Below are 13,909 nucleotides of genomic sequence, written 5' to 3' on the forward strand. Positions count from 1 at the left end.
TAGGCTGAGAGTGTGATGGCTCAATGTATACAATAAAACAAGCTGGCGGTACTCTAAAACCATCGACACACGACGCTTAAACCACGATACAAAAGCAACAAGGAGCCACCATGGGATATCTGACAACGCACGTGCTGGATACCGCACTCGGCTGCCCTGGTCAGGGTATTGCCATCGACATACTGCGGCTAATCGGCAGCGAGCGGCATCATCTGCGCACCGTGATCACCAATCAGGATGGCCGTTGTGATGCACCGCTTCTTGAAGGCGATGCCTTTACACCCGGCGAGTACGAGCTGTGCTTCCACGCCGGCGACTACCTCCGCGCCAAGGGCGTCGACGCCGCTGAACCGCGCTTTCTGGATGTCATTCCCATCCGCTTCGGCGTGGCTGATGCCGAGCAGCACTACCACGTACCGCTATTGCTCTCGCCCTATGGGTACTCGACCTATCGTGGCAGCTGATGGCGGAGGCCTTTGATGCAAGCATATTTGATAGACGCGGTGAATGTCCTGCTGCGCTGGTTGCACGTGATTGCGGCCATCGCCTGGATCGGTGAATCCATCTATTTCGTGATGCTGGACAACAGCCTGCGTACGCCAAAGGCAGCAGCGGACCGCGAGAAGGGGATTTTTGGCGAGATGTGGGCCGTCCATGGCGGCGGCTTCTACCATAACCAGAAGTACACCACGGCCCCCGACAAACTTCCCAACGACCTGCACTGGTCGTTCTGGAAAGCCTACACCACCTGGCTATCCGGGTTTGCCCTGTTCGTCATCCTCTACATGGCCAACCCTGGCTTCTACCTGATAAACCCGGATAGCCCCTGGCAGTGGGCGGCCACCATGTCAGGCTGGCAGGCCAATCTGCTGGCGCTGCTGTTCCTGCTCGGCGGCTGGGTGGTTTATAACGAGCTGTGCAAACGCATCAGCCCCACCATGCAGCGCGACGGCCTGTTGAGCATCGCCGTGGCGGTGATGATGGTGGTGGTTGCCTATTTAAGCACCCAACTGTTTGGCGGGCGGGCCGCCTTCCTGCTCACCGGGGCGGTGATGGCCACCGCCATGTCGGCGAACGTGTTCTTCTGGATCATCCCCGGCCAGCGACGCATGGTGAAGGCCATGAAAGCAGGCGATGCGCCCAACCCTGTGGATGGCAAGCGTGGCAAGCAGCGCTCGGTGCACAACACCTATTTCACCTTGCCCGTGGTACTGCTGATGGTCAGCAACCACTATTCGTTTCTTTATTCCCATGAGCTTGCCTGGGTAGCGATGTCGCTGTTTATCTTCGCGGGCGCACTGATCCGTCAGTTCTTCGTGCTCATGCACGCCGGAAAGTGGCAGTGGGGCTACCCGGCCGCCGGGGTGGCGCTTATTGTGCTGGCGTTTTGGGTGGCAGCACCAGATGCCCGCACCGCCGACTCGGCCAGCTCAGATCAGACGAGCGATGCCCAGACAAGCGACGCCCCCGAAAATCAGATAAGCGGCCTGATAGAGGAACACTGCGTGCAGTGTCACGCAAGCGACCCGGAACATGCTGGTTTTTCTGCGCCGCCGGCGGACTATGCGTTCGACGACTGGGACGACATCCTGGCCCACAAAGCTGCCATTCAGCAGGTCGTTGAAAGCCGGTACATGCCGTTAGGCAATGTGACCAAGATGAGCGATGAAGAACGCGCTACCATAGCGGCCTGGGAAGAATGATCAACGAGGAGAGTCAATGAGCGATGCGCAGGCGGCGGTGAAAAGATCTGCATCAAAAGCGGAGGGCGATGAGCGCCACGAGGCGATTTATCGCGCGGTCAGCGACGCGATTGTGGAGCAGCGGCTCAAGCCCGGCGCGCGGCTGCGCGAAGATGCCCTGGCCGAGGTATTCGGCATCAGCCGCACCGGGATTCGCAAGATCTTGCAGCGCCTGGCGCTGGAGCAGCTTGTCACCCTGACGCCGCGCCGCGGTGCCAGCGTTACCCGGCCCACCGCCGACGAAGCCAAGGACGTTTTCGATGCGCGCCAGTTGATCGAGTGCGGGTTAATGCCCGACGTGGCAAGGCGCATGGGCGACAAAGAAGCAGCGGAACTGCGCGACATGGCCAAGCGCGAGCGCCAGGCGTTGCGCAACGGCGAGCAAAGTGTGGCGATACGCCTTTCGGCGGATTTTCACGTTCGCATAGCGCAGCTTTCGGGCAATGCGACCCTTGCGGCCTTCGTGGAAAGCCTGTGTTCCCGCTCATCGCTGATCCTGGCCGTCTATGGCCATCCCGGTCACCTGGGCTGCGAATCCCACGACCACGACGACCTCATCGGCTATCTGGAAGCCGGCAATGGCGAGCGGGCAAGCGCGTTTATGAGTCGTCACCTGAAAGCCATTGAAGCTTCGCTCTCCATGGTCGAGGAAGAAGACAGCGCGCCCGATTTGCATCAAATATTCGGGGGGTGAAAAGCCCTATCGCATAATTAAATGATACGGAGATGACACATACATATCAGGGGCTGGACGAGGGGGATTACGCCTGGGTTAAGCGCTTGAATGCGCATCGCTGTGCGCATAGACTGATGGTTGTGCATCAACCAGCTATTTGGAGGCTCTGATGGCCGAACTCTACAATGCAGCAGCGCCCAAAAAATCGGCAAACCTCTCCATCAACAGCGATCTTCTCCGCAAAACCAGGGACCTGAACATCAACCTGTCAGCAACCTTGGAAAGAGCCCTGAAAGAAGAGCTTTCCAAACGCGAAGCAGCCCAGTGGGCCGAAGAAAATCGCACGGCAATAAAATCTTACAACGATTTTGTCGAGCAACATGGATGCTTCGGCGACGACTTCAGAGCGTTTTGATGGCGCAGTTCGATGTGTACCCGAACCCAAGCAAAACCAGCAAAGGGCAATACCCTTACCTTATCGATATTCAGAGCAGCCTTCTAAACGAGCTGGCTACTCGCATTGTCATCCCTTTGAAAAAACGGTCCGCCTTGGGTGGGGACGCCATGCGAGGACTCACGCCGGAAATCAGGTTTGCCGACCAGGAGTTTCTGCTCCTAACCCCACAAATCTCCGCTATACCAGTGAAGCATCTCAAAAGCCCTGTTGGTTCGCTCTCACATTTCAGAGATCAGATTATTGGCGCTCTGGACATGGCGATTACAGGTGTTTGACGCCTTACACGCCCTTGAACTTGAATTCGAACAGCGAATTCACGTTGCGCCCCAAGGTGTTCTTTAGTCTTCGTGAAACAACAAAAAGCGCCATCGGACGTTTGCCGATGGCGCTTGTTCGAGCCGCTAAGCCTTCAGTGACAGATCAAAAGCCTCAACCTGCCTTCTGCTCAGCAAGGGTAGGGGTTGCCTTAAACTGCCGCATCAAACCGTAGTAGAAAAGCCCGCCAAGGCCCGCGCCCATGAGCCAGCCGTAGCCATTCAGGCTTGCAAGCGCGGGTACCAGCACGGTGGAAATCGAGAACAGTGCCGCTACGCCAAAGGCGATCAGCGCCCGGGTATTCCAGCCGTTGGTGTAGTAGTAGGCACCGCCTGGGTCGGAGGAAAACAGTTCCTGCATATTCAGGTGCTGGCGCTTGATCAGGTAGTAGTCGACCACGATGATGCCGTAGAAGGGCGCGACGATGGCCCCGACCGCATTCACAAAGCCGGGTACCCCAATCTGGCTGATGACCGAGACCCACAGCGCGCCGACAAAAAACGCGATGATCGCCGTGATCAGGCCACCCAGTTTGAAGCTCACCTTGCTGGGAAACAGATTGGCCAGGTCGTAGGCGGGTGGAATAAAGTTAGCCACCAGGTTGATCCCCACGGTGGCGGCGAAGAAGGTCAGGGCGGCGACGATCGTCAGCGCCAAGTTATCCACACGCTCGACGATATCGGACGGGTTGGTCAATGCGTCGCCGAACAAGACCAGCGTGCCTGCAGTGATGATCAGCGCGATAAACGAGAAGAACGCCACGTTAAGCGGCAAGCCCAGCAGGTTGCCCAGCTTCATCTGGCGTTCGGTTTTCACAAAGCGGGTAAAGTCGCCGAAATTGATCACCACCGCCGCGAAGTAGGCCACCATGGTGCCCACAATGGCCATGAAGGCACTAACCGGATGCGTGGTGGTATCGGCTTCGCCACCGCTGAAAATCGTGTCGATCGCAGGCAATAATTCGCTGCCAGCCTTGACCCAGACAATGACCATGAGCGCGATCATTACCAGATACACCAGCGGCCCCGCCCAGTTGAGAAAGTGCTTGATGCGCTCGATACCCGCCCAGAAGATCGCGATCTGGAACAGCCAGACGATGACGAACGACACCCAGGCCACACCGGATAATCCGAGGAAGGTGGCGCCGTCGCCGCCGCCGAATAGCGCAGCCAGCAGAAGTGTCATGGCGGTCGAGGCAAAATAGGTTTGTACCCCGTACCAGAAAATCCCCACGATCGCCCGCAACATGGCGGGCAGGTTGGCTCCACGCACGCCCATGCTGGCACGCACCATCACCGGGAAGGGAATGCCGTACTTGACGCTGGGCTTGCCGGTGAGGTTGACCAGGAACATCACGATCACGCCCGCCAGGATGATGGCGGCCATGACCGCCCAGCCATTGAGGCCGTAAGTCAAAAACAGCGAAGCGGCCAGGGTATAGCCAAACAGGCTCTGGATGTCGTTGGACCAGACGTTGAATATCTCGAACGCTCCCCAGTTGCGGTCCTGGGGCTTCAGTGGCGCGAGGTCCTCGTTATATAGCGTCGGATCGATATGCTTGATATCCAGATCGCCGACGTCGTTACGCTTGTTCATGGCATTAGCTCTTGTAGTGGCGAAGGATTCATGGGTTAAAGCGCTGGCAGGCTGGCCAGTGCTTCATCAGCAGGAAGTAGGTCAGCCCTGCGGGAATCAGGCTGGCGTACCAGGAAACGGCTGAGAACAAAAGCGCCGCCACAATGCCCACGGCGGTGGCGATCAAGGCCGCCGCATTAACGCCTCGGTATGGGCCGCTGGCATCGTAAAGCTTGTCAACATCCAGCGTACGGCGACGAATCACGTAATAATCCACCACCAGAATGGCGAAGATCGGGCCAAGGAAGGCAGAGTAGGTTTGCACGAAGAGCTGCAACCCTTCCGCAGACCCCGGCTGCACCAGCTTCCAGGGAAAGGTGGCGAATGCCAGCAGGCCGACGATCACGGTGGCCACAGGGAACTTGAGCTTGAAGATATCCATCAGCACGTAGGTGGGCGGAACGACATTGTTCAGCACGTTGGTCGTTACCTGGGCAAAGGCGATGAACAGTAGCGTGGTCATCAGCAGCGGGGTGTTATCCACGGCGTTGGCGAAGACCTGGATGGGATCGGCGGTGCCGGTGGCTTCCGAGACCATGAAGCCAATCAGCCCCATGAACAACGTGCAGGGCAGAATCGACATGGCGTAAAGCGTGGTCAGCAAGCCCGGCCCCGAGCCGGTTTTATGCTCGCGGGAGTAGTCGCTGACGTTAAGCATCATGGTGCTGTAGATACCCAGGAACAGCATGGTGGCGCCCCAGAACGGCATGCCCCAGGAGCCTTCCATGGTCAGCAGGTTTGCCGAGAGCTCATCGCCGTAGCGCTGAATGGTAGCCACAAACATGTAGACCAGTGACAGGAGAATGAACCCGCTGCCCAGGTTTTCCAGCCACTTGATGCCCTGAAAGCCGGTCACCGACAGAGCGATTTGCAGCAGTTGGAAGGTAATGAAGTAGAACACCAGATTATCAAAGCCAAACAGTGTCGCTGATACCATGTTCAGCGCCCCGGCGCCGATCCAGCTTTGAAACCCGTACCACACGATCGCCGGTACCGCCCGAACCAGCCCCGGCAGTCGGGTGCCCGCAAAGCCAAAGGCGCTGCGCGCCTGGACCATGAAGGGAATGCCGTATTTATAACCAGCGGCACCGTTGAGCGCCAAGGCAATGCCGATCACAAAGCAGCCAATGGCAATCGCCAGCGTCGCCTGAATCAGGTTGAGCGTGCCGACCACACTCGAGCCCATGGCGAAGGTGCCGATGGACACGCAGCCGCCAAACCAGGCCAGAAAATAAGAGGCGCGCCCCATTATTCGCGTACTCTGGGGCGCGAGCGATTCGTCGCCTATGCTTTTCCGGCCGTCGCTGGGTGCGACGGTCGCTGGGTCGTCCGACGTCAGACCCGATGGTGATGCACTCATGGTGTGAACCTCGCAAGATGGCTGTTATTGACCCTCAGCGGTGCTGGGGATGCTTGCGGCTGGCGTGTGTTTTCGATGCGATCATTGTTATTGGCTGGCATCGTGATGGTGTTGTTTGTGGGTTAGCCTCCGGGCGGCAGCGTCAGGTTTGAAAAATCGGCAAACTGACCGGTAAACGGTTTGGGCCGCGGGTAAGCCAGGTCGCCGTGTTTGCTGGTAAAGAGCCCCAGGCCGATAAGGGATTCAGCAAGTTTGAGCCCTGCGCTGACCCCTTCGACAATGGGCAGGCCCACCTCGCGGCTGATTTCCTGGGTGAGGTTGGCCATGCCGCCGCAGCCCAGCACAATGGCGCCAATGCCGTCTTCATCGCGGGCTCGGCAGCATTCCTGCACGATGCGTCGATAGGCGGCTTCGGGGTGGTGTTCAAGGTCAAGAACGGGGATTTCGGCGGCGCGAATGCGTCGGCAGTGCTGCCGAAAGCCGTACTGTTCCAGCAGGTGCTCGGCAATGATGCCGGTGCGGCCAAGCGTGGTGACAATCGAAAACCGCGTGCTGATAAGCGTCGCCATATGAAAGGCGGCTTCGGCAATGCCCACCACCGGGGCTCGGGTCAGCTCGCGGGCAGCGAGCAGCCCAGGGTCGCCAAAACAGGCCACGACGTAGGCATCGATGTTGCCTTCCTGCTCGCCCTTGATGACTTCCTGAGCGACGCCGACGGCGCTGATCGCTTCATCGAAATGACTTTCAATCGACACCGGGCCTGCTTCTGGCTGGCAGGCGCTGACCTGTGTGCCCGTGGCGGCGTAGTCGTTGGCGGCACGGTAGATCGAGGCAGTCATCGAGGCCGTCGTATTGGGATTGATAAGGCGAATATGGGCCACCCGATTATCCTCTTGGTCGTGATATTTGAAGTTCAGGTAAACAATTTATCGATTCTTGTATACAAAATAGGGCGGTTTTTTGCCAATCGCAAGTGCGGAATTGCGTCGAATATCAAGTTGTTAGTTGACCGATTGATCAACTTTTGGGCTTTTGGCGGCGTTTCTACGTACAAAAATGCTTCTGTCTCAAGCCAATAGCTGTGCTGTGCGTTGCGGTTAAGGTTTGATCGGGCTATTTTGTATACAAGTTAATAAAGCGTTGCTAATGATCACCTTACGTCGACGCATGTCAGGATTCATCCAAGGAGCCGTCTATGACACAGCCCCATTACCCTCGTGACTTGATCGGTTACGGGCGCAACCCGCCCCACGCCAACTGGCCCGGCAACGCCAAAATAGCGGTGCAGTTCGTACTCAACTACGAGGAGGGCGGCGAGAACTGCGTGCTGCATGGTGACTCAGGTTCCGAGCAGTTTCTGTCAGAAATCATCGGCGCACCGTCCTACCCTGATCGCCATCTGAGCATGGAGTCGATTTATGAATACGGCTCCCGCGCCGGGGTGTGGCGCATACTGCGCGAGTTCGAGAAGCGCGATCTGCCGCTGACGGTGTTTGGCGTGGCCATGGCGCTTGAGCGCAACCCGGATGTCGCCCAGGCGTTCAAGGAACTGGGCCATGAGGTCGCCTGCCACGGCTACCGCTGGATTCACTACCAGGAAGTGCCCGAGCACGTTGAGCGTGAGCACCTACAACAGGCCATGGAGATTTTTCAGCGTCTGTATGGAGAGAAACCGCTGGGCTGGTACACCGGCCGCGATAGCCCCAACACCCGGCGCCTGGTGCTGGATGAAGGCGGTTTCCTTTACGATAGCGATTATTACGGCGACGACTTGCCTTTCTGGACCCAGGTAACCGATAGTCAGGGCAGTGATCATGATCACCTGATCGTGCCTTACACACTGGACAGCAATGACATGCGCTTTGCTGCCCCTCAGGGGTTTAATACCGCGGATCACTTTTTCACCTATCTGCGGGATGCCTTCGATGTGCTCTACGCGGAAGGGGAAGAGGCGCCCAAGATGCTATCCATTGGCATGCACTGCCGTTTATTGGGCCGCCCGGGACGTTTCCGTGCCCTGCAGCGCTTTTTGGATCACATTGAAACCCACGACCGCGTTTGGGTGGCCCGGCGGGTCGATATCGCCCGCCATTGGGCGGCACACCACCCGGCGCCCGCACGCTAACCAAATAGTTCAAACAGGATGCCATGACGCCGCATATCGGACAGCGAATTACCGCCCAGTTTGACGCGCTAAGTGCCCAGGAGCAGCGCGTGGCAAGCTTTATCCTCGATCACTTCGATGATCTGGCGGTATATAGCGCCGCCGATTTGGCGCGCTTGACCGGGGTCTCAAAGTCGACGGTCAGTCGCCTTTTCAAGCGGTTGGGGTTCGAAAGCTACCGCAGCGTTAAAGACCACGCCCGCCAACTGCGCAACCTGGGGGTGCCGTTGGTGATCGATGCCAATGCTATGCAGGATGAAGCGGGCGCGCCATTTCAACGCCATTTGCAGCGCGAGCAGGATAACCTGCAGCGCTGCCTGAATGGCATCGCGGCGGATCAGTTTGCCGCGCTGGTAGAACGCCTGGCTAACGCGCGGCATGTGGTCATGATCGGGTTCCGTAACAGCTATCCCTTGGCGCTGCATTTTCGCCAGCAGTTGATTCAGGCGCGCTCCCAGGTGCGGGTGGCCCCTCAACCCAACCAATCGTTGGCTGAAGAGATTGTCGATCTCAACGATCAGGATGTGGTGGTGCTGTTTGGCTTTCGCCGCCGTCCGGCAGCATTTGCCTCGCTGGTGAATGCCCTCGAGCGCTCGCCTGCCAAGGTGGCGCTAATTGCCGACCCCACTGCGATAAATTTCGCCTCCCAGGTCGACTGGCTGATGGAAGCACCGCTGGAAAGCCTCTCGGCATTTGACAGTTACGCCACGGCCAATAGCCTGATCTGCCTGCTCGCCAACGGCGTTTTGCATCGTCGCCTTGGTGAGGGACGAGAGCGGATCAGTGCGATCAGCGATAGTTACGCCGACCTTGGTGAACTGGAATCACCCATCATGAGTGTTGATTGGAACGCCCAGTAGACGTCCCTCCTGTCGTAGTGCATACCGTTCTTTTGCTGGGTTGAAACTGCACCAACACCATGCAGGCCTCCTTCCTTCCTGGCGCAGCGACCGCAGCGTCATCGCCCGTGGTTTCAATAAAGTGCTGTTATAAATGTGGTTAGCGACTTCTGGCATCGCCATTGCTTCTATGTGAGTAGGTGAAACGAAAGTTTCTTGTTACTACTTTATGAAACAAAGCTTTCATTAGCCTTACGTGAATTGCCGCTTCGGCTTATGACAGACAACGCATCACTAAAAAAACGCGTCCCTGCCAGGAGAGTCCTATGAAATTGTTATCGCAGCGTCTCAACCACACTTTTAATGGCCGCTTAAAGCGACTGCAGTCCGGCATTCTAGCAACGGGCTTGAGTGCCGCTGTTGCTTTAGGGGCTGTCGCCACAAGCCCGGACGTTCAGGCGGATGCCCTTGAGGATATCGAGTCCCGGGGGACTGTTCGCATTGCCGTGCCGCAGGATTTTCCGCCATTCGGCTCGGTGGGTACCGACCTGGAGCCGCGTGGCTACGATATCGATATGGCCAACTACCTCGCCGACGAGATGGGCGTGGAGCTTGAATTGATTACCGTGACCAGCGCCAACCGCATTCCCTATTTACAGACCGGTCAGGCGGACTTGGTGATTTCCAGCCTGGGTAAGAACCCGGAACGCGAAGCGGCGATTGATTTTTCAGACGCCTATGCGCCGTTCTTTTTGGGTGTGTTCAGCGCCGATGAAGATGAAAGCGTGGAGAGCCCGGAAGGCTTGGCCGATAAAACCATCGGTGTAACCCGTGGTGCCGTGGAAGATATGGAGCTTTCCGAGATTGCACCAGACTCCACCACGGTGCAGCGCTTTGAAGATAACGCCACCACCATTTCTGCGTTTCTTTCCGGCCAGGTCGACTATGTCGCCACCGGGAATGTGGTAGCGGCCGAGATCGCCGAGCGCAACAGCGACCGAGCGCCCTCGCTGGTGTATCAGTTGAAAGATTCACCCTGCTACGTGGGTATGAACAAGAACGAACCGGCGTTGATGGAAGAGGTGAACCGCCTGATCGCCCAGGCGCTTGAAGATGGCACCTTGAATGAGATGTCCCAGCGCTGGTTCAGTGCCGACCTGCCTGAAAACTTCGGTAGCTGAGGGTCATCATGGGGCCAACACTCGATTTTCTTACCCTGTTGCCCTACGTCAGTGAGCTGCTCAAAGGTCTTACCACCACGGTCATCTTGACCGTGGTGACCACCTTGACGGGGCTGGCACTGGCGGTGGTCGTGGCCTACATGCGTGCGAACGCGCAGCCCTGGGTGCGTTGGGGGCTCGGCGGTTACGTCGAATTGACCCGTAACACACCCTTTATCGTGCAACTGTTCTTTATCTTCTTCGGGCTACCGGGGCTCGGCATCAAAATCGATGCCATTACTGCGGCGTTTATCGCCATGACGCTCAACCTGGCTGCCTACAGCGCCGAGATACTACGTGCCGGTATCAGTGCCACGGCCAAAGGGCAGCTGGAGGCCGGGCGGGCGCTGGGCATGACCACGCTGCAAAGCTATCGCCACGTGGTGCTGGTGCCCGCCTTTGCGCGGGTTTACCCCGCGCTCATCAGCCAGTCGATTATCGTCATGCTGGGTTCGGCGGTGGTGTCGCAGATTTCGGTGTTTGATCTGACCTACGCGGCGAACTTTATCCAGTCGCGCAACTTCCGCAGCTTTGAAGTCTACCTGCTGATCACGTTGATCTATCTGCTGCTCGCCTTTGGCATGCGGCGTAGCTTCATGCTGGTGGGCAAGCGCGTATTCGCCTATCAGCAAGGAGAGCAACGATGATCGAGTTCACCTTCTGGGATATTTTGCGCAACCTGCTGCTGGCGACTCGCTGGACCATCTTGCTATCGCTGATCGCGTTTGTCGGTGGCGCCACGGTGGGGTTGCTGTTGACCTTCATGCGCCTTTCCAGCAACCGCTGGCTGCAACGTTTGACCTCACTTTATGTCGACCTTTTCCAGGGCACGCCGTTGCTGATGCAGCTGTTTCTGATCTTCTTTGGCGCCGCCGCCATGGGCCATCAGATTTCAGCTTGGCTTGCGGCCTCCATTGCGCTCACGCTATTCACCAGCGCCTTTCTTTGCGACATCTGGCGGGGGTGCCTGGAGGCGGTGGCCAAAGGGCAGTGGCATGCATCGCAGGTGCTGGGGATGAACTATTTCCAGACCATGCGGCATGTGATTCTGCCCCAGGCGCTGCGCCTGTCCATTCCGCCCACGGTGGGGTTCTCTGTGCAGGTCATCAAAGGCACGGCACTGGCGTCCATCATCGGTTTTGTCGAGCTGACCAAGGCCGGCACCATGCTCAACAACGCCACCTTTGAACCCTTCACCATCTTTGCCCTCGTGGCCCTTCTTTACTTCGCGCTGTGCTACCCGCTTTCCTGCTATGCGCGCTATCTGGAGAAAAAGCTCTATGACGCTGGTCTGCGTTGATAACGTTCATAAAGCCTTTGGCGACCTGGAAGTGTTGAAAGGCATTAACCTTTCGGTTGCGCAAGGCGAAGTCGTCGCCATTATTGGCCGCAGCGGCTCGGGTAAAAGCACCCTGCTGCGCTGCCTGAATCAGCTCGAAAAACACGACAGCGGCCAGATCACCATTGCCGATAAAAAGCTTGATGCGGCTTCCATGTCACCCAAGGAACTGAGTGAAAATGTCGGCATGGTGTTCCAGAGCTTCAACCTGTTTCCCCATAAGACCGTGGGTGAAAACGTCTGCCTGGCGCCCATCGTGGTGCGCGGCGAGGGAAAGGCTGACGTTGAAAAAATCGCTGATGAAGTGCTTGAGAAAGTTGGCCTCTCGGATAAATACGATGCTTACCCGGCGCAGCTTTCCGGTGGTCAGCAGCAGCGCGTTGCCATTGCCCGGGCGCTCGCCATGCGCCCCAAGGTGATGCTATGCGACGAGGTGACCTCGGCGCTTGACCCGGAACTGGTCGGCGAGGTGCTGCGCGTACTGGAAACGCTGGCGGCCGAAGGCATGACGCTGATTCTGGTCACCCACGAAATGAGCTTTGCCCGGGACGTGGCCGACCGCGTGGTGTTTATGCATGAGGGACGCATCCACGAAGAGGGAGCACCTGGCGAGCTGTTTGCCGCGCCTCAAACGGCTGAATTGAAGCAGTTCATCTCGGCGGTCCTCTAGCGTAATATCGTATACAAGGACGCATACATAACAATGCTGCGCTGGCTGGCGCAGCCCATGACATATCGCTAGCTGATGAGGATAAAATGCCTGAAACGCCTTCTCCTACCTACTACGCGCCCACCGGCGGGCATCCGCCGCAAACCCAGATAACCGCGGACCGAGCAGTGTTTACTGAAGCCTACGCGCTGATCCCCAAGGGCGTGATGCGCGATATCGTCACCAGTAATCTGCCGTTCTGGGAAGGTACCCGGCTGTGGGTGCTGGCGCGGCCGCTGTCCGGGTTTGCCGAGACCTTCTCCCAATACATCATGGAAGTGCAGCCGGAGGGGGGCAGCGACAAGCCGGAGCTGGACCCTCAGGCCGAGGGTGTGCTGTTCGTGGTCGACGGGGAGTTAACCCTGACGCTGGCAGGCGAGCGCCATACCATGCGACCCGGTGGCTATGCGTTTATCCCGCCGGGTAGCCATTGGCAGGTGCGCAACGAAAGCCGTGACCCGGTGCGCTTTCACTGGCTGCGCAAGGCCTACGAGTATGTGCAAGGGCTGGAGGTGCCCAAGGCGTTTGTCACCAACGAGCAGGATATAGCCCCCATCGAAATGCCCGGCACCGAAGGCCGCTGGGCGACCACGCGCTTTGTTGACCCGGCGGATGTTCGCCACGATATGCACGTCAATATCGTCACCTTCCAGCCCGGGGGCGTGATTCCTTTCGATGAAACCCATGTCATGGAGCATGGCCTTTATGTGCTGGAGGGCAAAGCCGTTTACCACCTCAATCAAAACTGGGTGGAAGTCGAAGCCGGGGATTTCATGTGGCTACGTGCCTTCTGTCCCCAGGCCTGCTACGCCGCTGGCCCAGGGCCGTTCAGGTACTTGTTGTATAAAGATGTCAATCGGCATGCCTCTCTTAAACTGTCATCTCGCTAAGGAGCCGCAATGCTGGAACTCAAAGCCGAGCCGTTGACGCCGGAGGCCTTTGCCCCTTTTGGCGATGTGATCGATGCGCGTACTTCCGCGTCGTTTCCCATAAATGCCGGGCGCACCCAGCGCCACCATGACTTGGCCAAGGTGGAAACTCTGGGCGAAAACGCCCGTACCCTGATTAACATCTTCGTCAGCCAGCCGGTCACTCTGCCGTTGGAACTCACCTTCCTGGAGCGGCACCCGCAGGGCAGCCAGGCGTTTATGCCGCTGCATGAAGAGTGGTTTATTGTCGTGGTCGCTCCGCCGGGAGAGGTTATTAAGCCTGGCGATGTGCGTGCCTTTGTGACCGATGGCCGACAAGGGGTGAACTACCACGCGGGCACCTGGCACGCCATTCAATCGGTGCTGGACCGCGAAGGCGAGTTTTTGGTGGTGGATCGGGGCGGCGATGGCAACAACTGTGACGAATATCCGTTGTCGTTGCGTATTCACCTCGCCGATTAACTTGAGGTGTTGCATAGCGGTCATGTTTCGAGCGTTATACTGTTAGGCTAGTGATCATCAAC

At 57.9% G+C, this 13,909-nt stretch carries 16 protein-coding genes; 13 read left to right on the forward strand and 3 right to left on the reverse strand.

Features of this window, described 5'->3' with window-relative positions:
- Positions 1 to 110: 110 nt before the first annotated feature.
- From uraH to NH395_RS04030, 5 genes are all read left to right on the forward strand, one after another.
- The gene (gene uraH, locus NH395_RS04010) at positions 111 to 464 is read left to right on the forward strand and encodes a hydroxyisourate hydrolase (protein ID WP_066322625.1); all 354 of its coding nucleotides are present in this window, start codon (positions 111 to 113) and stop codon (positions 462 to 464) included.
- Positions 465 to 479: 15 nt separating this feature from the next.
- Positions 480 to 1,703, forward strand: coding sequence for a urate hydroxylase PuuD (locus tag NH395_RS04015; RefSeq protein WP_253022585.1), 1,224 nt, complete (start codon positions 480 to 482; stop codon positions 1,701 to 1,703).
- A 16-nt stretch (positions 1,704 to 1,719) separates the two neighbouring features.
- The gene (locus NH395_RS04020; protein ID WP_253022586.1) at positions 1,720 to 2,436 is read left to right on the forward strand and encodes a GntR family transcriptional regulator; all 717 of its coding nucleotides are present in this window, start codon (positions 1,720 to 1,722) and stop codon (positions 2,434 to 2,436) included.
- Positions 2,437 to 2,587: 151 nt separating this feature from the next.
- Positions 2,588 to 2,833: a type II toxin-antitoxin system CcdA family antitoxin gene (locus NH395_RS04025; protein ID WP_253022587.1), complete on the forward strand. Its 246-nt coding sequence runs from the start codon at positions 2,588 to 2,590 to the stop codon at positions 2,831 to 2,833.
- Positions 2,833 to 3,150: a CcdB family protein gene (locus NH395_RS04030; protein ID WP_253022588.1), complete on the forward strand. Its 318-nt coding sequence runs from the start codon at positions 2,833 to 2,835 to the stop codon at positions 3,148 to 3,150. Before NH395_RS04025 ends, NH395_RS04030 begins: the two co-directional genes overlap by 1 nt.
- A 154-nt stretch (positions 3,151 to 3,304) precedes the next feature.
- On the opposite strand, the gene NH395_RS04035 is transcribed toward NH395_RS04030, so the two are convergent.
- The 3 genes from NH395_RS04035 to NH395_RS04045 form a co-directional block, all read right to left on the reverse strand.
- A complete protein-coding gene (locus NH395_RS04035; protein ID WP_253022589.1) occupies positions 3,305 to 4,786 on the reverse strand; it encodes an NCS1 family nucleobase:cation symporter-1 in 1,482 nt (493 codons plus the stop codon).
- Positions 4,787 to 4,814: 28 nt separating this feature from the next.
- Positions 4,815 to 6,185 (reverse strand): NCS1 family transporter, encoded by a 1,371-nt coding sequence (locus NH395_RS04040; RefSeq protein WP_253022590.1) that lies wholly within the window; start codon positions 6,183 to 6,185, stop codon positions 4,815 to 4,817.
- Positions 6,186 to 6,307: 122 nt separating this feature from the next.
- On the reverse strand, positions 6,308 to 7,066 hold the full coding sequence (locus tag NH395_RS04045) for an aspartate/glutamate racemase family protein (protein ID WP_281244517.1): 759 nt from the start codon (positions 7,064 to 7,066) through the stop codon (positions 6,308 to 6,310).
- A 314-nt stretch (positions 7,067 to 7,380) separates the two neighbouring features.
- Between NH395_RS04045 and puuE the strand changes: the two genes are divergently transcribed.
- The 8 genes from puuE to NH395_RS04085 all read left to right on the forward strand — a co-directional run bounded on the left by puuE (position 7,381) and on the right by NH395_RS04085 (position 13,847).
- Complete coding sequence (gene puuE, locus NH395_RS04050) at positions 7,381 to 8,310, forward strand: allantoinase PuuE (protein WP_253022591.1); 930 nt, start codon at positions 7,381 to 7,383, stop codon at positions 8,308 to 8,310.
- Between the two features lie 23 nt (positions 8,311 to 8,333).
- On the forward strand, positions 8,334 to 9,209 hold the full coding sequence (locus tag NH395_RS04055; protein WP_253022592.1) for a MurR/RpiR family transcriptional regulator: 876 nt from the start codon (positions 8,334 to 8,336) through the stop codon (positions 9,207 to 9,209).
- A gap of 305 nt (positions 9,210 to 9,514) precedes the next feature.
- Positions 9,515 to 10,369: a transporter substrate-binding domain-containing protein gene (locus tag NH395_RS04060; RefSeq protein ID WP_253022593.1), complete on the forward strand. Its 855-nt coding sequence runs from the start codon at positions 9,515 to 9,517 to the stop codon at positions 10,367 to 10,369.
- An 8-nt stretch (positions 10,370 to 10,377) separates the two neighbouring features.
- A complete protein-coding gene (locus tag NH395_RS04065; RefSeq protein ID WP_092826302.1) occupies positions 10,378 to 11,055 on the forward strand; it encodes an amino acid ABC transporter permease in 678 nt (225 codons plus the stop codon).
- The gene (locus NH395_RS04070) at positions 11,052 to 11,708 is read left to right on the forward strand and encodes an amino acid ABC transporter permease (RefSeq protein WP_092826300.1); all 657 of its coding nucleotides are present in this window, start codon (positions 11,052 to 11,054) and stop codon (positions 11,706 to 11,708) included. Before NH395_RS04065 ends, NH395_RS04070 begins: the two co-directional genes overlap by 4 nt.
- Complete coding sequence (locus NH395_RS04075; RefSeq protein ID WP_253022594.1) at positions 11,689 to 12,417, forward strand: amino acid ABC transporter ATP-binding protein; 729 nt, start codon at positions 11,689 to 11,691, stop codon at positions 12,415 to 12,417. Before NH395_RS04070 ends, NH395_RS04075 begins: the two co-directional genes overlap by 20 nt.
- A gap of 86 nt (positions 12,418 to 12,503) precedes the next feature.
- A complete protein-coding gene (locus NH395_RS04080) occupies positions 12,504 to 13,346 on the forward strand; it encodes a bifunctional allantoicase/(S)-ureidoglycine aminohydrolase (RefSeq protein ID WP_253022595.1) in 843 nt (280 codons plus the stop codon).
- 9 nt (positions 13,347 to 13,355) lie between these two features.
- The gene (locus NH395_RS04085) at positions 13,356 to 13,847 is read left to right on the forward strand and encodes an ureidoglycolate lyase (RefSeq protein WP_253022597.1); all 492 of its coding nucleotides are present in this window, start codon (positions 13,356 to 13,358) and stop codon (positions 13,845 to 13,847) included.
- The last annotated feature ends 62 nt before the right edge of the window (positions 13,848 to 13,909 follow it).

Origin of the sequence: Halomonas sp. Mc5H-6, from assembly GCF_024124705.1 — a bacterium.
GTDB classification, from domain to species: Bacteria; Pseudomonadota; Gammaproteobacteria; order Pseudomonadales; family Halomonadaceae; genus Vreelandella; species Vreelandella subterranea.